We start from the raw sequence: 18,549 nt of genomic DNA, 5'->3' as shown, positions 1-18,549 counted from the left end.
TAGCGGTGCCCCGCGGCTTACGGGTGTTGCAGATGTGGCGCCAGTTGGGGGCCTCCCCGGGGGCTTCGAGGGGGCAGAGTCCACTCGGCGCCCGGACGCACGGGTCTGCATGGAACATAGATGGAACGCGCGCCGTGGCGTACGGCGTCCCACGGTGGCATCTGATGTCACATGGCCCGTGAACGACAGAAGCCGGTTTCCGCAGGTCAAGCGCGGGAACCGGCTGATCGTTTGTAGGTGCCCCCTGCAGGATTCGAACCTGCGCACACGGCTCCGGAGGCCGTTGCTCTATCCCCTGAGCTAAGGGGGCCCTGCGCCCTCGGAGGGGCGCGGTAGAAGGTTAGCAGGGTTGGCGGGGTGACGTGCACCTGGCTTTTCGCCGTGCGTGCGGGGGGCGGAGTGGGCTAACTTCGAGCCGTGACCGAGCCACTGGGACGCGTGCTGGTCGTCGATGATGACGAGGTGATCCGCCAGCTCATCGCCGTGAACCTGCAACTGGAGGGGTTCGAGGTGGAGACCGCGGTGGACGGTCAGGACTGCCTGGAGAAGGTGGGCGAGGTCCGGCCCGACGTCATCACGCTGGACGTGATGATGCCGCGGCTGGACGGGTGGGTCACCGCGGTGCGGCTGCGGGAGGATCCCGGGACCGCGCACATCCGGGTGGCGATGATCACCGCGCGGGCGCAGGAGCACGATGTGCGGCGGGGGCACGAGATCGGGGTCGACGCCTACGTGACCAAGCCGTTCGACCCGAACCAGCTGATCCAGACGGTGCGGAAACTCGCTGCCGTGTCCAGATAGTGGTCAGATAGTCTCACCAGGGTGACTCCAGTCGGCGATGCCCTCGTGCGGGCGGTGCGGGACGCCGTGGCCGAAGGGGAGATCGACGTCGCGGTGCCGGAGAGCGTGGTCGTCTTCGGGCGCGGGCGGGGGGTCTTCGAGAGTCCGGTGGCGTTGCGGCTCGGTGTCGATCCCGAGGTGATCGCGCGGCGGGTCGGGGGAGTCGTCGCGGGGGCCGGGTTCGTCCGGGTCGTGCTCGGGGCCGGGGAACTGGTCGAGCAGATCCTGCGTGATCCTGATTACGGGGTCGCGCGGGTGCCGGGGAAGGCGTGGGACGAGTGGCCTCGGACGTTCGACAACCCCGGGTTCTCGGTGCGTTATGCGTATGCGCGGGCCTGCTGGGCGGGGCGGTGGGCGCGTGAGCTCGGGGTCGCGGACGGGCCCCTCAGGGCCGGCGGGCTGGAGTCCGAGCTCGTCTGGGCCATGGGGGACGTGCCGGGGCGGGCCGAGCAGGCCGAGCGTGAGCGGGATGCAAGGCCGCTGATGTTTTGTTTGGAGAGGGTGGCCGGGGCGTACCACGACGTCCATGAGCGCTGTCCGGCCGTCCCGAAGGGCGATGAGGAGCCCGTGCCGGGACGGGTCGGGCTGGCGCGGGCGGTGCGGGTCGTCCTCGGCAACGGGCTGAACATGATCGGTGAAACCCCTAGAGAGCGGATATGAGTCGAGTACACCCTGCTGGGCCGCGGCATGCCGATGTGCTGCCGGAGGACCACCCCGCCGGGCCGGCGGAGGATCTGAACGCCCTGGAGGCCGCCGTGTGGCCGCGCGGCGCTCGGCGGGAGGACGGCGTCCTGACCGTCGGCGGCGTCGACGTGCGTGATCTGGCCAAGGAGTACGGCACGCCTCTGTACGTCTACGACGAGGAGGACGTCCGGAGCCGGGCCAGGGAGTACGCGGCGGCGTTCCATGACGGGGACGTCCACTACGCGGGCAAGGCGTTCCTGTGTACGGCCGTCGCCAAGTGGCTCAAGGAAGAGGGTCTCGGGCTCGACGTGTGCAGCGGAGGTGAGCTCGCTGTTGCCTTGGCGGCCGACTTCCCTACCGAGCGCATCACCCTGCACGGCAGCAACAAGGCCCCCTGGGAGATCGAGAAGGCCCTTGAGGCCGGGGTCGGACGGATCGTGCTCGATTCGTTCGAGGAGATCGCGCGGGTGGCCTACATCGCCCAGGAGATGGGCGTCCGGGCCAAGGTGATGGTGCGCGTGACCACGGGTGTGGAGGCGCACACCCATGAGTTCATCGCCACCGCCCACGATGACCAGAAGTTCGGGTTCTCGCGCAGTTCCGGGGCCGCGCTGGAGGCGGTGCGCAGGGTCCTGGAGCTGAAGCAGCTGGAGCTGGTGGGGCTGCACTCCCATATCGGGTCGCAGATCTTCGAGGTGGACGGCTTCGAGGTCGCCGCGCACCGGCTGGCCGAGCTGCTGGTGGCCATCCGGGACGAGCACGGCGTCGAGCTTCCCGAGCTCGACCTCGGCGGCGGCTACGGGATCGCCTACGTGCCGGGCGAGGAGCCGCACGACCCCAAGTCCATCGCGGACGGCCTCAGGGACATCGTGGCCCGCGAGTGCAAGGCGTACGACCTGGCCATGCCGCGGCTCACCGTGGAGCCCGGACGGGCGATCATCGGGCCGGGCGGTGTCACGCTGTACGAGGTCGGCACGGTCAAGGACGTCGAGGGCCTGCGCACCTACGTCTCCGTGGACGGCGGCATGAGCGACAACCTGCGCACGGCGCTGTACGGCGCCGAGTACACCGGCGTGCTCGCGAGCAGGTCGTCCGATGCTCCGCCCATGCTCAGTAGGCTTGTCGGCAAGCACTGCGAAAGCGGCGACATTGTGGTGCGGGACCTGTGGTTCCCCGAAGATCTTGCGGCGGGGGACCTGGTGGCGGTGGCGGCGACCGGTGCGTACTGTCGGTCGATGGCCAGCAACTACAACTTCGTCCCGAAGCCGGCCGTGGTGGCGGTGAGGAACGGCAGGTCGCGCGTGATCGTCCGGCGGGAGAGCGCGGCGGACCTGCTGCGGCTCGACGCGGAGGTCGAAGCGTGAAACCCGGACTGCGCGTGGCGCTGCTCGGATGCGGCGTGGTCGGCACGGAGGTCGTCCGGCTGCTGATCGGGCAGGCCGACGACCTGGCCGCGCGCGTCGGCGCCCCGCTGGAGCTCGCCGGGATCGCGGTCCGCAGGCCGGACCGGGTGCGCGCGGGCGTCCCGGCGGAGCTGCTGACGACGGACGCGCAGGCGCTGGTGACCAGGGACGACGTCGACATCGTCATCGAGGTGATCGGCGGCATCGAGCCGGCCCGCACGCTGATGCTGGAGGCGATGAAGTCTGGCAAGTCGGTCATCACGGCGAACAAGGCGCTGCTGGCCGAGGACGGCGCGACGCTGTTCGCGGCCGCCCGCGAGTACGGCGCCGACCTGTACTACGAGGCGTCCGTCGCGGGGGCCATCCCGCTACTGCGCCCCCTGCGCGACTCGCTGGTCGGCGACCACGTGCACCGGGTGCTGGGCATCGTGAACGGCACCACGAACTACATCCTCGACCAGATGGACACGCACGGCGCCGGTTTCAACGACGCGCTCGAAGAGGCGCAGGCGCTCGGCTACGCGGAGGCCGATCCGACGGCCGACGTGGAGGGTTTCGACGCGGCGGCCAAGGCGGCGATCCTGGCGCAGCTCGCCTTCCACACGCCCGTCACGGCCGCGGACGTCCACCGCGAGGGCATCACCGAGGTGAGCGCCGCCGACGTGGCGGGCGCCAAGGGCATGGACTGCGTCGTCAAGCTCCTGGCCATCTGCGAGCGGATTCCCTCGCCGGACGGACGGAACGGCCGCGGCGTGTCCGTTCGCGTGTATCCGGCGATGATTCCCCGGTCGCACCCACTGGCGAGCGTCCGCGAGGCGTACAACGCCGTGTTCGTGGAGGCGGAGTCCGCCGGCTCTCTCATGTTCTACGGCGCGGGTGCCGGCGGTGCTCCGACGGCGTCCGCGATCCTCGGCGACCTGGTCGCGGTGGCGCGGAACGTGGCCGGCGGTACACCGGGCCCGGTCGAGGTCACGTACGCGAAGCTTCCCGTCCTGCCGATGGGTGAGACGGTCACGCGCTACTACATCCAGGTCGACGTCACGGACGAGGCCGGTGTCCTCGCCACGGTCGCGGAGGAGTTCGCCAGGCACGGCGTGTCCATCCAGGCCGTCCGGCAGGTCGGGCTGGGCGAGGAGGCCCAGCTCGTCGTCGTCACGCACCGGGCGCCCGACGCGGCCCTCACGGCGACCGTGGAGGGCCTGCGCGGGCTGGAGATCGTCCGGGCCGTGACGAGCGTGATGCGCGTCGAGGGCGACGAATAGCCGCACCCGAGCCCCACCCGAGGAGCGGGACGGCATATGCCGCCCCGGTAGACTTCGGGCAACATCCCAGGTCATTCCAGGAGACCGACGTGAACCCGAACGCCCGCGCGTGGCGCGGCCTCATCGAGGAGTACCGCGACCGGCTTCCGGTGACGGACAAGACACCGGTCGTGACGCTGCTCGAAGGCGGTACGCCGCTGGTGCCCGCCCACCGCGTGTCCCAGCTGACCGGCTGCGAGGTGTTCCTCAAGGTCGAGGGCGCCAACCCGACCGGTTCGTTCAAGGACCGCGGCATGACGATGGCGATCAGCAAGGCCGCCGAGGACGGCGCCAAGGCGGTGATCTGCGCGTCCACCGGCAACACCTCCGCGTCCGCCGCCGCCTACGCGGTGCGGGCCGGGATGACCTGCGCGGTCCTCGTCCCGGCGGGCAAGATCGCGATGGGCAAGCTGGCGCAGGCGCTCGTGCACGGCGCGCGGCTGCTGCAGGTCGACGGCAACTTCGACGACTGCCTCGAACTGGCGCAGAAGCTGTCGGTCGACTACCCGGTCGCGCTGGTCAACTCGGTCAACAGGTACCGGCTGCTGGGGCAGAAGACGGCCGCGTTCGAGATCGTGGACGCGCTCGGCGACGCCCCCGACGTCCACTGCCTGCCCGTCGGGAACGCCGGCAACATCTCCGCGTACTGGATGGGCTACAAGGAGTACGCCGCCGACGGGGAGGCGTCGAGGACGCCGCGCATGCTGGGCTTCCAGGCCAGCGGCGCCGCGCCGTTCGTGAAGGGCGAGCCCGTCCTGAAGCCGCAGACGATCGCGACCGCGATCCGCATCGGCAACCCCGCCTCCTGGGACCTGGCCGTCGCGGCGCGGGACGAGTCCGGCGGCGCGATCGACTCCGTCACCGACCGGCAGATCCTCGCGGCCTACCGCCTCCTCGCCCGCGAGGAGGGCGTCTTCGTGGAGCCTGCCTCCGCGGCGAGCGTCGCCGGCCTGCTGCAGGCGAGCGAGCAGGGCGCCGTCCAGCGCGGCTCGCGGGTCGTCTGCACGGTGACCGGCAACGGCCTCAAGGACCCCGACTGGGCGATCTCCGGCGCGCCGGCGCCGACCACCATCAAGGTGGACGCGCACTCCGCCGCCTCCGAACTCGGCCTGACCTGAGCGTGGACTGGACCGAAGGCCCGGTGCTGGTGCGGACGCCCGCGACCAGCGCCAATCTGGGCCCTGGCTTCGACTCGCTCGGCCTCGCGCTGTCCCTGTACGACGACGTCGAGGTCGAGCTGACCGGCGGCGCGGTGTCCATCGAGGTGGACGGCGAGGGGGCCGAGGTCGCCGACCGGGGCGAGCGGCACCTGATCGTCAAGGTGCTGCGCCGCACCTTCGACGTCCTCGATGACCTGGCCGGATCCGGCCCCGCGCGGCCGCCGGGGATCCGGCTGCGCTGCCGCAACCGGATCCCGCACAGCCGCGGGCTCGGCTCGTCGTCGGCGGCGATCGTCGCCGGGATCGTCGCGGCCCGCGCGCTGCACCCCGCCGGGAAGCTCTTCGACGACGACGCCGCGCTGCGCCTGGCGACCGAGATCGAGGGGCATCCCGACAACGTCGCGCCGTGCCTCGCCGGCGGCCTGACCGTCGCCTGGACGGCACCGGGCGGCGCGCGGCTCGTCCGGCTGGAGTCGCAGGTCGCGCAGGTCACCGCGCTGGTCCCCGAGCAGCGGCTGCCGACCGAGCGGGCCCGCAGCGTCCTGCCCGCGACCGTCCCGCACGGCGACGCCGCCGCCAACGCCGGACGTGCCGCGCTGCTCATCGCGGCGCTCACCGGGGGCCTCCCCGAGGACGTCCTGCTGGACGCGACCGAGGACCGCCTCCACCAGGACTACCGCGCGCCCGCCATGCCCGATTCCGCCGCGCTGGTCAAGACGCTGCGGGACGCGGGCGTCCCGGCGGTGATTTCCGGGGCCGGGCCGACTGTCCTGGCCTTCACAAACGCATCACGAGTTGATTCAGTAGTCCCCGAAGTGGGTAAAGGGTGGCACATACACCCGTTGGACGTCGCGACCCGCGGCGCACGCGTCATGACCGGAGAACCCGAGGTCCGGGCTTGATCGCGGCACCGTGGGCGGGGCCCGCGCGGTGCATCGACCGGTGCCGGTTCCGGCCCGATCCCGCTAGGTAAAATGCGAAGACATCGACCTCTGGGGAATAGCAGTGTGCCCTGGTGATGTTAGGCTGAATGCCGCACCAGATGCCCCGTTCGGGGCAGCGTGCTCGTCAGCCGCGCGTCGCCTGTTCGACCCTCCGGTCGTGTCGGTCCCGCGTACTAGGCTCCCCGACACCGTGACATCCCGTTGTCAGGCATACCAGCGCAACAACTTCGGACGTGGCGGTACCGGGGACACGCACGAGCGGAACGTCCCGTCCACCATCTGGCTGTGCCCAGAACACGCAGATCCCGGTTCCATCGTGATCAGCGGAGCCCGTCCCGGCGCCCCCGCCGGGCCGCACCACCGGGTCGACTGGCCGAACGCCGGCCAACGCCCGCTCCCTGGGAAGGACCCTTAGTGAGCGAATCCAGCGAACTCCTTACGGACGCACCCAGCACGGGACCCGCCGACGCCGCCCAGGCCGGCGCGGAGCCCGCCACCCCCCGGCGCCGCCGGTCGGGCACCGGCCTGTCGGCCATGGTGCTGCCCGAGCTCAAGGCGCTCGCGTCCAGCCTCGGCATCACCGGCGTGACCGGGATGCGCAAGAGCCAGCTCATCGCCGCCATCCAGGAGAAGCAGGGCGGCGGCCAGGAGCAGGGCTCGGCCGGGGGCGAGCAGGGAGCCGCTGCCCCGGCGAAGACCGAGCGCCCCCGGCGGACCCGCACCGCGGCCGCCAAGCGCGAGGCCGCCGACGACCAGGTCACCATCGCCGACGCCGCGCCCGCCGCCGAGCAGGCCCCGAAGCAGGCCGAGGCCCCGGCCGACAAGCAGGCCGAGAAGCAGGCCGACGCGCAGGCCGACGCCGCGGACAGGGGCACCGAGAAGGCGGAGCGGACCGACAGGCCGGAGAAGGCCGAGCGGACGGACCGGCAGGGCGGCCGTCAGCGCGGCGACAGGCACGACCGGGGGGCCGGCGAGGGACGCGGCGAGCGGCACGGCCGCGACCAGGGCCGTGAGCAGGGCCGCGACCAGAACGCCGAGGACGGCGAGTCCCAGGGCGGCCGCGACGGCGGACGCGACCAGGGCCGCGACGGCGGCGGGCGCCAGCGGCAGCGCGGCGGCCGCGAGCGCGGCGAGAGCCGCGACCGGGGCGACCGCAACGACCGGGGCGACCGCGGTGACCGGAACGACCGGGGCGACCGCGGTGACCGGAACGACCGGGGCGACCGGAACGACCAGGGCGGCGGCCGTCAGCGCGGCCAGAGCCAGGGCGGCGGCGGCCAGCACGACGATGACGACGGCGGCGGCCGGGGCCGGCGCGGGCGCCGGTTCCGCGAGCGCAACCGGGGCCGCGGCCGCGAGCGCTACGAGGAGCCGGTGATCACCGAGGACGACGTCCTCATCCCGGTCGCGGGCATCCTCGACATCCTCGACAACTACGCCTTCGTCCGGACGACCGGCTACCTGCCCGGCCCGAACGACGTGTACGTGTCGCTGGCGCAGGTCCGCAAGAACGGCCTCCGCAAGGGCGACGTCATCACCGGCGCCGTCCGGCAGGCGCGCGAGGGCGAGCGGCGCGAGAAGTTCAACGCGCTGGTCCGCCTCGACACCGTCAACGGGATGGAGCCGGAGCAGGCCAAGGGCCGCGTCGACTTCACCAAGCTGACCCCGCTGTACCCGCAGGAGCGGCTGCGGCTGGAGTCCGACCCCGGCATCCTGACCACGCGGATCATCGACCTGGTGTCGCCGATCGGCAAGGGCCAGCGCGGGCTGATCGTGTCGCCGCCGAAGGCCGGCAAGACCATGGTGCTCCAGGCGATCGCGAACGCGATCACCAAGAACAACCCGGAGTGCCACCTGATGGTCGTCCTGGTGGACGAGCGTCCGGAAGAGGTCACCGACATGCAGCGGACGGTGAAGGGCGAGGTCATCCACTCGACCTTCGACCGTCCCGCCGAGGACCACACCACGGTCGCCGAGCTGGCGATCGAGCGCGCCAAGCGGCTCGTCGAGCTGGGCCACGACGTCGTCGTGCTGCTCGACTCGATCACCCGCCTGGGCCGGGCCTACAACCTGGCGGCGCCGGCGTCCGGCCGCATCCTGTCCGGTGGTGTCGACTCGACCGCGCTGTACCCGCCGAAGCGGTTCTTCGGCGCGGCGCGCAACATCGAGAACGGCGGCTCGCTGACGATCCTCGCCACCGCGCTGGTGGAGACCGGGTCCCGCATGGACGAGGTCATCTTCGAGGAGTTCAAGGGCACCGGCAACATGGAGCTGAAGCTCAACCGGAGCCTCGCCGACAAGCGGATCTTCCCGGCGGTGGACGTCGACCAGTCGTCCACCCGCAAGGAGGAGATCCTCATGGCTCCGGAGGAGCTGCGGGTCGTCTGGCAGCTGCGCCGGGTGCTGCACGCGCTCGACACGCAGCAGGCGCTGGAGCTCCTCATCGAGAAGATGAAGGAGACCAAGTCCAACGCCGAGTTCCTGCTCCAGGTGCAGAAGACCACGGTCTCCGACGACCGCTGAGCGCGGCGCCGAGGCATGTGAGAGGCCCCCGTCCGGGCGACCGGGCGGGGGTCTCCCACGTTCGGGCGCCGTCCATGGTGGGGTTAGCCCCACCCCGGATCCGGCGGTCCGCGCCATGGTCGGTCCACCCCCTGCCCCGGCAGTCTGGGGATCGTAGGTTGGGAATGGGGCACGGAGGACGATGTGGGCGAGCTGACCAGAGAATCCGGCGGCGGTGGCGCCGTGGGGTGGGCCGCGACCCGGTGGGCCGCGGCGACGCGCGGCGGCGGGGACGCCCCGTCCGTCCTGAACGGGTCCTGGCACCCGGTGGCGATGGCGCGGTCGTCGGTGACCTGGCGTTCCGCGGTCTTCCTGGCCGCGAGCCTGGCGTTCGGGCTGGGCTGGTTCGTCGTGCTCGCCGTGGGCCTGACGCTGTCGCTCGGGCTGCTGATCATCTGGGTCGGTGTGCCGCTGCTGGCGCTGCTGATGATCGCGTGGCGGTTCGGGGCGATGCTGGAGCGGCGGCTCGTGCGGGCCGGGTTCGGCGTCCGCGTCCCGGACCCGTACCGGCGGATGCCGGCGGGCCGCAGCCCGCTGACCAAGCTCAAGGCCATGATGGTCGACCCGGCCACCTGGAAGGACCTCCTCTACCTCGCCGTCCTGTTCCCGGTGACGCTGGTCGAGTTCGTCGTCTCGGCGGCGGTGTGGGGTGCGACGGCCATGACGCTGTTCTTCCCGGTCGTCGTGGCGGTGAGCGGCGGCGCCGAGATCAACCTCGGGTTCGTCTCGTACTGGGCCGGCAACCCGCTGGAGGCCCTCGTGGCGATGCCGTTCGGGCTGGTGCTCCTCGCCCTCGCGATGTACGTGACGCGGGCGATGGCGATCGGCCACACGCTGTTCGCGGCGCTGCTGCTCGGCCCGAGCCCCGAGCAGGCCGAGAACGTCGAGCTGCGCAGGCGCACCGAGCACCTGCGGGCCAGCCGCGCCCGCGGGGTGGACGCCGCCGAGTTCGAGCGGCGCCGCATCGAGCGCGACCTGCACGACGGCGCGCAGCAGCGGCTGCTGGCCGTGGCGATGGACATCGGGCGCGCCCGCGCCAAGCTCGACGAGGACCCCGAGGGCGCGCGGGCGCTGATCGAGCAGGCCCACGCCGGCACCAAGGAGGCGATCTCCGAGCTGCGCGACCTCGCCCGCGGGATCTACCCGGCGATCCTCACCGACCGCGGCCTGGACCCGGCGCTGTCGGGCCTCGCCGGACGCGCCCCCGTCCCCGTCGAGGTGGACGTCGACCTGCCGGAGCGCCCCCCGGCCGCGGTGGAGAGCATCGCCTACTTCATCGTCGCCGAGTCGCTGGCGAACGTCGCGAAGTACGCCCGCGCGACCCAGGTGTCGGTCCGGGTGGCCCGCGAGGACCGCTGGGTCGTCGTCGAGGTGATCGACAACGGTGTCGGCGGCGCGGTCGCGCGCCCCGAGGGCGGCCTGTCCGGCCTCGCCGACCGGGCCGCGACGATCGACGGGATGCTGATCGTGGACAGCCCGCCCGGCGGCCCCACCATCATCCGCGCGGACCTGCCCTGCACCTGGTGAGCGAAGCGTCCTGCCCGCCACATAATGGGTGGATGCGGGTTGTGATCGCCGAGGACTCGGTGCTGCTCAGGGAAGGGCTCGTCCGGCTGCTCGACGACGCCGGGATCGACACGGTGGCGACCGTGGGGGACGGGCCGGGCCTGCTCGGGATCGTCGAGGAGCACGCCCCCGACCTCGCGATCGTCGACGTCCGGATGCCGCCGTCCTTCACCGACGAGGGCCTGCGCGCCGCGCTGGCGGTCCGCGAGCGCAGGCCGGGCACGCCGATCCTCGTCCTGTCGCAGTACGTGGAGGAGCGGTACGCGACCGACCTGATCGGCGGCGGTGCCGAGGGCGTCGGCTACCTGCTGAAGGAGCGGGTGTCGGACATCGCCGAGTTCATCGACGCGGTCCGCCGCATCGCCGCCGGCGGGACGGTCATCGACCCGGAGGTGATCGGCCAGCTGCTCGGCCGCCGCCGCACCGGCGACCCGCTGGAGTCGCTGACGCCGCGCGAGCGCGAGGTGCTCGGGCTGATGGCGCAGGGACGGTCCAACGGCGCGATCGCCGCCGACCTCGTCGTCACCGAGGGCGCCGTGGAGAAGCACATCTCCAACATCTTCATGAAGCTGGGCCTGCAGCCAGCGCAGGGCGGGCACCGCAGGGTGATGGCGGTCCTGGCCTACCTGGGGCGCACCGGCGGATGACCGCGCCCCGGCCGCCGTCCAAGATCGGGAATGACCGGTGACCTCGCCACGTTCAGGTATCTGGCACACTTGAGGTGCAACCGCTGCGGTACCGGTTCACGCTTCCCACATCTCCCATGGGCCTTCCCGTGGGCTGCGCGGAGGCGCCCGGCGACCGCCTGAGGCGAGGAGAACCCATGAAGCCCGACATTCACCCGAACTACGTCGTCACGACCGTGACGTGCACGTGCGGCAACACCTTCGAGACCCGCAGCACCGCCGAGAACGGCGTGATCCACGCGGACGTCTGCTCGAACTGCCACCCGTTCTACACGGGCAAGCAGAAGATCCTCGACACCGGTGGCCGGGTGGCGCGCTTCGAGCAGCGCTTCGGCAAGAAGAAGGCCGGCAAGTAGGGCGAGCGCCGCACACATACCAGGAACGGCCCGGGGGCACCTAGGTCCCCGGGCCTTTCGAAGCCGGAAACCGGAGACCGCCGCCGCCTCCGGGCCGGGACGGCCGGAACGGGTCAGGACACAGCGTGAATCTCGACGAACTGATCAGTGAGTACGCGGGCATCGAGGAACGGCTCGCCGACCCGTCCGTCCATGGCGACCAGGCCCTGGCCCGCAAGCTCGGCAAGCGCTACGCCGAGCTGCGGCCCATCGTCGAGACGCAGCGCGAGCTGGCGTCCACCCAGGACGACCTCGCCGCGGCCCGCGAGCTGGCCGGGGAGGACGCGGCGTTCGCCGCCGAGGCCGACGACCTCGACCGGCGCCGCGAGGAACTGGAGGAGCGGCTGCGCCGCCTGCTGGTCCCGCGCGACCCGAGCGACTCCAAGGACGTCATCCTCCAGGTGAAGGCCGGCGAGGGCGGCGAGGAGTCGGCGCTGTTCGCCGGCGACCTGCTGCGCATGTACCTGCGCTACGCCGAGCGCATCGGCTGGAAGACCGAGATCATCGACTCGCACCCGTCCGACCTCGGCGGGTACAAGGACGTCACGGTCGCGGTGAAGGCCAAGGGCAATGCCGACGAAGGCGTCTGGACGCGGCTGAAGTACGAGGGCGGCGTGCACCGCGTGCAGCGGGTGCCCGCGACCGAGTCGCAGGGCCGCATCCACACCAGCGCGGTCGGCGTCCTCGTGACGCCCGAGGCCGAGGACGTCGACGTCCAGATCGACCCGAACGACCTGCGCATCGACGTGTACCGCTCGTCCGGTCCCGGCGGGCAGAGCGTCAACACGACCGACTCCGCGGTCCGCATCACGCACCTGCCGACCGGCACCGTCGTGTCGTGCCAGAACGAGAAGAGCCAGCTCCAGAACAAGGAGCAGGCGCTGCGCATCCTGCGGTCGCGGCTGCTGGCGATGGCGCAGGAGGAGGCGGACGCCGCCGCGGCCGCCGAGCGCAAGAGCCAGGTCCGCACGGTCGACCGCTCCGAGCGCGTCCGCACCTACAACTACCCGGAGAACCGGATCTCCGACCACCGGGTCGGCTACAAGGCCTACAACCTCGACCAGGTGCTGGACGGGGACCTCCACAACGTCACCCAAGCGCTGGTCGACGCCGACATGGAACGGCGCTTGGCCGAAGCCCAAGGATCATGAGCGGAGCGAATCGGGGGGCGTGGGGGGTCGTCCCCCCTCGAAGGTGCGAGGTCATGAGCGGAGCGAATCGGGGGGCGTGGGGGGTCGTCCCCCCTCGAAGGGCGAGGTCATGACTCTGCTGCTGGACGAGATCGCCAGGGCGACCGCGCGCCTCGCCGACGCGGGCGCGGCCTCGCCCCGCGCCGATGCCGAGGAGCTCGCGGCGGCCGTGCACGAGGTGCGGCGCTCGGAGCTGCACGGCGTGCCCGACAGCGCGTTCGACGCCCGCTTCTGGGAGTACGTCGCCCGGCGCGAGGCGGGGGAGCCGCTGCAGCACATCACCGGCCGCGCCTACTTCCGCTACCTGGAGCTGAAGGTCGGGCCGGGCGTGTTCGTCCCGCGCCCCGAGACCGAGGTGATGGTCGGCTGGGCGCTGGAGACGCTCCGCGACATGGACGTCCGCGACCCTCTCGTCGTCGACCTCGGCACGGGTTCGGCAGCGATCGCCCTCTCCATCGCGCTCGAGGCGCCCCGCGCGCGCGTCCACGCGGTCGAGAAGGACCCGACGGCCTTCGTGCACGCGACCCGCAACATCGAGGAGCTGGACGAGCGCGGCCGCGTCCGCCTGCACCTGGACGACTTCGCGGCCGCCCTGCCCGAGCTGAACGGCACCGTCGACCTCGTCATCAGCAACCCGCCCTACATCCCGATGAGCGAGTGGGAGTACGTCCCGCCGGACGTCCGCGACCACGACCCGGCCGACGCGCTGTGGGGCGGCGGCGAGGACGGCCTGGACGCGATCCGCGTCATCGAGCGCACCGCCCGCCGGCTGCTGCGCCCCGGCGGGCACGCCGCCGTCGAGCACAGCGACCTGCAGGGCAACGGCGTGTACTGGATCTTCGCCGAGGAGAACGGCTGGCGCGACGTCCGCAACCGCCGCGACCTCACCAACCGGGACCGCTTCGTGACGGCGCGCCTGGCGACCGACTAGCACCGCTATCCTGGTCGGTGCTGTTTCGATGAGCGCCGCGCAGATGGGAAGACGGGCGATCGTGAGCCGACGTTATGACTGCTCAGAGCCGATGGAGCGCACCCGCGGGATCGCCGAGGCCGTATCGGCCGTGCGGCGCGGCGAGCTGATCGTCCTGCCGACCGACACCGTGTACGGGGTGGGCGCGGACGCGTTCGTGCCGCCCGCGGTGACGGCGCTGCTGGAGGCCAAGGGCCGCGGGCGGGAGATGCCGCCGCCGGTGCTGGTCGGGTCCGTGCGGGCCGCGACGGCCCTGGTGGACGACCTCGGCACCTACGGGCAGGACCTCATCGACGAGTTCTGGCCGGGGGCGCTGACGCTGGTGTGCCGGGCCAACCCGAACCTCATGTGGGACCTCGGCGAGACCAAGGGCACCGTCGCCGTCCGGATGCCGATGCACGAGCTGGCGGTGGAGATCCTCAAGGAGACCGGCCCGCTGGCCGTGAGCAGCGCGAATCTGAGCGGGCAGCCGGCGGCGCGCAGCGCCGGGGAGGCCGAGAAGATGCTCGGCGAGTCGGTCTCGGTCTACCTGGACGGCGGCCTGTCCGGGCGCGCCGACCCGTCGACGATCCTCGACCTCACCGGGCCCGTCCCGCGCGTCCTGCGCAAGGGCGCCATCCCGGTGGACAAGATACGCGCCGTGGTGGGCGTCGTCCTCACCGACCACGATTTCGCCGGCGACGGGCTGAAGGAGCCCGCAGAGCCGGAACCGGCCAAGCCCTCCCTGATCAAGGAGGAGCCCGCAGAGGCCGTTGCAGAGCCGGAACCGGCCAAGCCCTCCTTGACCAAGGGGGAGCCCGCGCAGGCGCAGGAAGAGGCTGCTGAGGGCCTTGCGGACACCGCTGAGCCCGCCGGGTCCGCCGCCGAGGCGGCGGCCGGGCCGTCGCTGGTGAAGAAGGAGCCCGAGGACGGCTGAGCCGGGCCGTGTGAGGGCGCCGCGGAAAGCGCGAAGGCCCCGCCGGGCCGGGCGGGGCCTGTGCCGTCAGGCGAGCTGTGCCGTCGGGCGGCACGGCGAGGTCAGAAGAGCTTCTTGCCCTTGCCGTAGAGGTACTTGCCGGTCTTCTTGTTCCGGCCGCACTCCTGCACCCACAGGTGGCTGCTGTAGCTGGAGCTGACGCTGATCTTGACGGTCGCCTTGCCGTCGAAGTTGTACTTCGTGCCGTTGGACGTCACGCCGATGATCTTGAAGCGCGAGTAGTACTTGGTGCTGCCCTCGGTGAAGAGGAACCGGACGCAGGCGGTCCAGCCGTTCTTCTTGTCGTCGGCGAGGTAGCCCTTCACGTACGTCTTGCCGTTCTTGCGGGTGTAGGTACCCCAGGCGGCGACGTGACTGTAGGAGTTGTAGGGCTTCCAGCTCTTGGCGGCCGCCGCCTCGGCGGGGGCGCCCGCGACGGCCATGCCGGCCATCACGGTGCCGGCGGCCAGGGCCACTGCAGCGAATCGCCGCATAGATCCTCCAGGCTCGTTTTGGGGGGTTAGCGATCGATAACTTAGCAGTGCCCGACCGGTCATTTTTATCGCGGGCTTACACGCTGACCAGGGCAGGACGAAATCGGTGGACCGGCGAACCGATCGGGGGCACGGCGCGTCCAAGGGTCCGCGAAGCGCTTCGCGCCGGGCCGCCGCACGGCACCGGCCGCGTTACCCGGACACGATCACGGCAACAGTGGAACCATGCCTGACGTGCGTGGCCGTGTCCGGGGGCCGGCGATCTTCGCGGGCCTCCTGCTGCTGACCCTCGGGCTCCTACCGCCCGCGGGCGCCGCCGCGGCCGGCGGCGAGCGCATCCCGACCTACGACGTGGTGCTGACGATCGGCGCCGACGGGGTCCTGTACGTCCGGGAGACGATCACCTACGACTTCGACCAGGCGGGCGAGCACGGGATCGTGCGGAGCGTGCCGTTCCGCGTCGGCGACCGGGTCTACGACGTGCGCAACATCGGCAGCAGCTCCTCGACCGGGGCCCCGGCGCGCGTCCGGACCACGCGCTTCCTGCACGACGTGCGGATCAGCGTCGGCGACCGGCACCGCGAGGTCCGCGGACGCCAGGCGTACGTGATCGAGTACGAGGTGGGCCGGGCCTTCACCCCGCGCGCCGGCCGCGTCGAGCTGGTGTGGGACGCCATCGGGACGTCCTGGCGCGTCCCGATCGGCAACGCGGCGGTGCGGGTCGAGGCGCCGGTCCCGCTGCGGCACGTGAGCTGCCGGGCCGGCGCGCCGGGCGCGACGACCAGGTGCCTGCGCGACCGCGACGGCCCCTACGCCGTGGACTTCATCCAGACCCTGCTCGCCCCGCACGAGGGCATGGTGATCCGGGTGCGGCTGCCGGAGCACGCGATCGCGGTCGCCCCGCCGCGCTACGTCCCGCCGCGCTGGACGGGCGGCTGGCCGGGCACCGCGCTGCTCGTCCTGGCCATCGGCGCGGTGGCGCTGGTCGGACGGCTCCCGGCGCCGCGCCGGCGGGCCGGGGCGGGGCTGCTCGCGGCCGGCCTGCTGCTGATCCTCGCCGACGCGGGGGAGGAGGTCGCGGCCCGCGGGACGTGGGCGTTCTCGGTGGGCGACCGGTCCCTGGCCGGCCTGGCGCTGGTGATCGTCGGAGCCGGGATCATCTGCGCTCATCGGGCGGGTGGGTCTACAGTTGGTCGGTCTCGATGCGAACACATCGTCCCGCCCGGACGTCCAACGATGGAGACCCGCCCGATGGATCGGGTGCGCGGGGCGGGGTAACAGGGCGAAGGCAATCGGTCAGAGGAGGCGCAGGGGAGTGCGGGAGTACCTGCTCACGATCCTTGTCGCCGCCCTGGTCGCCTATCTGCTGACGCCGTCGGTGCGGCGGTTCGCCGTCTGGTTCGGGGCGCAGGCCGTCCCGCGCGATCGCGACGTGCACGTGATCCCGACGCCCCGGCTGGGCGGCCTCGCGATGTTCGGCGGGATGGCGGCGGCGCTGGTGGTCGCGACCGGGCTGCCGGAGATGCGCAAGGTCCTGGACGACGGCGACATCAGCGTCGCGAAGGCGCTGCTGCTGTCGGGCGGCCTGATCGTGCTGATCGGCATCGCCGACGACCGCTGGGAGGTGGACGCGCTCACCAAGTTCGCCGGGCAGGTCGCGGCCGCCGGGATCTTCATCATGCAGGGCATCCAGATCTACGTGATCCCGCTGCCGACGGGCGAGTCGCTGTCGCTGCCGCCCGCCTACGGGGTGCCGCTGACCGTGTTCGTCGTGGTCGCCACGATCAACGCGGTGAACTTCATCGACGGCCTGGACGGCCTCGCCGCGGGCGTCGTCGGGATCGCCGCGCTGGCGCTGTTCTCCTACGCCTACCTGCTGTCGAAGGCCAACGGGCTGACCACGCTGACCGGCGCGACGCTCATCGCCGCGGTCCTGTTCGGGATGTGCGCGGGCTTCCTGCCGCACAACTTCAGCCCCGCCAAGATCTTCATGGGCGACACCGGCTCGATGCTGATCGGGCTGCTGCTCAGCGCGTCCACGATCATGCTGACCGGGCAGTTCGACCCGGCCGTCCTCGCCAACGGGCTGTTCCCGTTCTTCGTCCCGGTGCTGCTGATCCCGGCGGTGGCCGCGGTCCCGTTCATGGACATGCTGCTCGCGGTGCTGCGGCGCACGAGCCAGGGCCGGTCGCCGTTCTCCCCGGACAAGCAGCACCTGCACCACCGGCTGCTGCAACTCGGCCACTCCACCCGCCGGGCCGTGCTGATCATGTACTTCTGGGTCGGGCTGCTGGCGTCCGGCCTGGTCGGGCTGGCGCTGTTCGACGCCGCGTGGATCACCCTCGGGATCACGCTGCTGGTCGCGACGGGCGGTGTCGTGCTGATGCTCCGCAAGCCGCGCCGCGCGAAGCCGGCCGCCGACCCGGGCACCGGCGACCACCCAGCGCAGCGGCCCACGATGCGGGTCTGACCGACTGTCTGAAGCAGGCCCTGAGCTGGGCTAAAGTCCAGGTGCGAGCGTCACCGGAGGGAGCCTCCCCGGCCCCGGATGCGCATTACCTCTAGGGTAATTGTGGACATACCGGACGCTTGTGATACCTTTCACGAACAAGAGACGACCACTGACCGTGACCAGCCGGAGCCCACATGCACACCTCCGAAGCTCGGATGCTCCGCGGCGCCGCGATTCCGACCGCGATCGTCGGGGTGGCCGCCGTCCTGATCGGCCTGCTGACCGCCGGCGCCAAGGGCGCCCTCGCCGCGGCACTGGCCTCCGTCGTGGTGATCGCCTTCTTCTCGGTCAGCGCGCTGGTGGTCTCCTGGGCCGCCAGGTACTCCGCGCAGACGATGATGCTCGCCGCGCTGGCGAGCTACATGGTGAAGATCCTCGCGGTGATGGTGCTGGTCACGACGATGGACGGCGTCTCGATCTGGAACACGACGGTGTTCGGCTGGACGGTCATCGGCCTCGCGCTGCTCTGGATCGCCGCCGAGTTCCGCGTCGTCCTGCAGCGGAGGCCCTACATTGACGAGCCCGAGAACGTCCTCGACCGGAGTCCGTGATGCAGGCCCCGCGGACGGCGCCTGCCCCTACGGACTACTCCAATATGACCACCGCACGGGTGGCCTGCTATCGTCCGGAGCGCGATGAGCGAGCAGAAACCCCGGCCGGAGGACGGCCAGCGGGAATTCGCCGACGTCGCCTGGTCCGTGCCCAGCTACCTCCTCTCCGGGATGATCATCTGGGGCGGCATCGGGTGGCTGCTGTCCACGTGGACGCACCAGACCTGGCTGATCCCCATCGGCCTGATCATCGGTGCCGGGCTCGCCGTCTACCTGGTCTACCTGAAGTACGGTCGCCACTCCTCCTGAGCGGCCCCGCCGCCGAGGAAGTCGCCG

The 18,549-nt window shown here is 71.7% G+C and carries 18 protein-coding genes and 1 tRNA gene; 17 read left to right on the top strand and 2 right to left on the bottom strand.

Features of this window, described 5'->3' with window-relative positions:
* Positions 1 to 238: 238 nt before the first annotated feature.
* A tRNA-Arg gene (locus ABFX46_RS02715) sits at positions 239 to 310 on the bottom strand.
* Between the two features lie 128 nt (positions 311 to 438).
* On the opposite strand from ABFX46_RS02715, the gene ABFX46_RS02710 reads away from it, so the two are divergent.
* The 13 genes from ABFX46_RS02710 to ABFX46_RS02650 all read left to right on the top strand — a co-directional run bounded on the left by ABFX46_RS02710 (position 439) and on the right by ABFX46_RS02650 (position 14,617).
* Positions 439 to 801, top strand: a complete 363-nt coding sequence (locus ABFX46_RS02710) for a response regulator transcription factor (protein WP_346039991.1) — start codon at positions 439 to 441, stop codon at positions 799 to 801.
* 21 nt (positions 802 to 822) lie between these two features.
* On the top strand, positions 823 to 1,500 hold the full coding sequence (locus tag ABFX46_RS02705; protein ID WP_346039721.1) for a DALR anticodon-binding domain-containing protein: 678 nt from the start codon (positions 823 to 825) through the stop codon (positions 1,498 to 1,500).
* On the top strand, positions 1,497 to 2,888 hold the full coding sequence (lysA, locus tag ABFX46_RS02700; protein WP_346039720.1) for a diaminopimelate decarboxylase: 1,392 nt from the start codon (positions 1,497 to 1,499) through the stop codon (positions 2,886 to 2,888). The genes ABFX46_RS02705 and lysA overlap by 4 nt, the downstream gene beginning before the upstream one ends.
* Entirely contained in the window at positions 2,885 to 4,189 is a 1,305-nt protein-coding gene (locus tag ABFX46_RS02695) for a homoserine dehydrogenase (protein ID WP_346039719.1), read from the top strand. Before lysA ends, ABFX46_RS02695 begins: the two co-directional genes overlap by 4 nt.
* 89 nt (positions 4,190 to 4,278) lie before the next feature.
* Complete coding sequence (thrC, locus tag ABFX46_RS02690) at positions 4,279 to 5,346, top strand: threonine synthase (RefSeq protein ID WP_346039718.1); 1,068 nt, start codon at positions 4,279 to 4,281, stop codon at positions 5,344 to 5,346.
* A gap of 2 nt (positions 5,347 to 5,348) precedes the next feature.
* On the top strand, positions 5,349 to 6,290 hold the full coding sequence (gene thrB / locus ABFX46_RS02685; RefSeq protein WP_346039717.1) for a homoserine kinase: 942 nt from the start codon (positions 5,349 to 5,351) through the stop codon (positions 6,288 to 6,290).
* 456 nt (positions 6,291 to 6,746) lie between these two features.
* The gene (gene rho, locus ABFX46_RS02680; protein WP_346039716.1) at positions 6,747 to 8,855 is read left to right on the top strand and encodes a transcription termination factor Rho; all 2,109 of its coding nucleotides are present in this window, start codon (positions 6,747 to 6,749) and stop codon (positions 8,853 to 8,855) included.
* A gap of 183 nt (positions 8,856 to 9,038) precedes the next feature.
* On the top strand, positions 9,039 to 10,421 hold the full coding sequence (locus ABFX46_RS02675; RefSeq protein WP_346039715.1) for a sensor histidine kinase: 1,383 nt from the start codon (positions 9,039 to 9,041) through the stop codon (positions 10,419 to 10,421).
* 32 nt (positions 10,422 to 10,453) lie between these two features.
* Positions 10,454 to 11,107, top strand: coding sequence for a response regulator transcription factor (locus tag ABFX46_RS02670; protein WP_346039714.1), 654 nt, complete (start codon positions 10,454 to 10,456; stop codon positions 11,105 to 11,107).
* A 176-nt stretch (positions 11,108 to 11,283) separates the two neighbouring features.
* Positions 11,284 to 11,502, top strand: a complete 219-nt coding sequence (rpmE, locus tag ABFX46_RS02665) for a 50S ribosomal protein L31 (RefSeq protein ID WP_021598595.1) — start codon at positions 11,284 to 11,286, stop codon at positions 11,500 to 11,502.
* Positions 11,503 to 11,627: 125 nt separating this feature from the next.
* Positions 11,628 to 12,692 carry a peptide chain release factor 1 gene (gene prfA / locus ABFX46_RS02660; protein ID WP_346039713.1) on the top strand — a complete coding sequence of 355 codons (1,065 nt, stop codon included), beginning with the start codon at positions 11,628 to 11,630 and terminating at the stop codon, positions 12,690 to 12,692.
* Positions 12,693 to 12,801: 109 nt separating this feature from the next.
* A complete protein-coding gene (gene prmC, locus ABFX46_RS02655; RefSeq protein WP_346039712.1) occupies positions 12,802 to 13,662 on the top strand; it encodes a peptide chain release factor N(5)-glutamine methyltransferase in 861 nt (286 codons plus the stop codon).
* A gap of 91 nt (positions 13,663 to 13,753) precedes the next feature.
* Entirely contained in the window at positions 13,754 to 14,617 is an 864-nt protein-coding gene (locus tag ABFX46_RS02650; RefSeq protein ID WP_346039711.1) for an L-threonylcarbamoyladenylate synthase, read from the top strand.
* A 101-nt stretch (positions 14,618 to 14,718) separates the two neighbouring features.
* Here the strand turns inward: ABFX46_RS02650 and ABFX46_RS02645 are convergent, their stop codons facing one another.
* Positions 14,719 to 15,150, bottom strand: a complete 432-nt coding sequence (locus ABFX46_RS02645; protein ID WP_346039710.1) for a hypothetical protein — start codon at positions 15,148 to 15,150, stop codon at positions 14,719 to 14,721.
* 225 nt (positions 15,151 to 15,375) lie between these two features.
* Here ABFX46_RS02645 and ABFX46_RS02640 point away from each other — a divergent pair, with 225 nt between their 5' ends.
* The 4 genes from ABFX46_RS02640 to ABFX46_RS02625 all read left to right on the top strand — a co-directional run bounded on the left by ABFX46_RS02640 (position 15,376) and on the right by ABFX46_RS02625 (position 18,522).
* Positions 15,376 to 16,428, top strand: a complete 1,053-nt coding sequence (locus tag ABFX46_RS02640; RefSeq protein WP_346039709.1) for a DUF2207 domain-containing protein — start codon at positions 15,376 to 15,378, stop codon at positions 16,426 to 16,428.
* A gap of 37 nt (positions 16,429 to 16,465) precedes the next feature.
* Positions 16,466 to 17,620, top strand: coding sequence for an MraY family glycosyltransferase (locus tag ABFX46_RS02635; protein WP_346039708.1), 1,155 nt, complete (start codon positions 16,466 to 16,468; stop codon positions 17,618 to 17,620).
* A 176-nt stretch (positions 17,621 to 17,796) separates the two neighbouring features.
* Entirely contained in the window at positions 17,797 to 18,213 is a 417-nt protein-coding gene (locus tag ABFX46_RS02630) for a Cg1360 family ATP-synthase-associated protein (protein WP_131939839.1), read from the top strand.
* Between the two features lie 84 nt (positions 18,214 to 18,297).
* Positions 18,298 to 18,522 carry an AtpZ/AtpI family protein gene (locus ABFX46_RS02625; RefSeq protein ID WP_131939840.1) on the top strand — a complete coding sequence of 75 codons (225 nt, stop codon included), beginning with the start codon at positions 18,298 to 18,300 and terminating at the stop codon, positions 18,520 to 18,522.
* The last annotated feature ends 27 nt before the right edge of the window (positions 18,523 to 18,549 follow it).

It is taken from the genome of Actinomadura chokoriensis, from assembly GCF_039529475.1.
Lineage (GTDB): Bacteria > Actinomycetota > Actinomycetes > Streptosporangiales > Streptosporangiaceae > Spirillospora > Spirillospora bangladeshensis.
The sequence above is the reverse complement of the archived record's forward strand: the minus strand, read 5'-3'. Positions and strand labels throughout refer to the sequence as shown.

What these genes read in the sequence shown, in the direction of transcription:
- lysA (WP_346039720.1), top strand. Translation starts at nt 1,497, where the DNA reads ATGAGTCGAGTACACCCTGCTGGGCCGCGGCATGCCGATGTGCTGCCG.
- prmC (WP_346039712.1), top strand. Translation starts at nt 12,802, where the DNA reads ATGACTCTGCTGCTGGACGAGATCGCCAGGGCGACCGCGCGCCTCGCC.
- ABFX46_RS02625 (WP_131939840.1), top strand. Translation starts at nt 18,298, where the DNA reads ATGAGCGAGCAGAAACCCCGGCCGGAGGACGGCCAGCGGGAATTCGCC.
- ABFX46_RS02630 (WP_131939839.1), top strand. Translation starts at nt 17,797, where the DNA reads ATGCACACCTCCGAAGCTCGGATGCTCCGCGGCGCCGCGATTCCGACC.
- ABFX46_RS02650 (WP_346039711.1), top strand. Translation starts at nt 13,754, where the DNA reads ATGGAGCGCACCCGCGGGATCGCCGAGGCCGTATCGGCCGTGCGGCGC.
- ABFX46_RS02645 (WP_346039710.1), bottom strand. Translation starts at nt 15,150, where the DNA reads ATGCGGCGATTCGCTGCAGTGGCCCTGGCCGCCGGCACCGTGATGGCC.
- ABFX46_RS02640 (WP_346039709.1), top strand. Translation starts at nt 15,376, where the DNA reads ATGCCTGACGTGCGTGGCCGTGTCCGGGGGCCGGCGATCTTCGCGGGC.
- rpmE (WP_021598595.1), top strand. Translation starts at nt 11,284, where the DNA reads ATGAAGCCCGACATTCACCCGAACTACGTCGTCACGACCGTGACGTGC.
- ABFX46_RS02670 (WP_346039714.1), top strand. Translation starts at nt 10,454, where the DNA reads ATGCGGGTTGTGATCGCCGAGGACTCGGTGCTGCTCAGGGAAGGGCTC.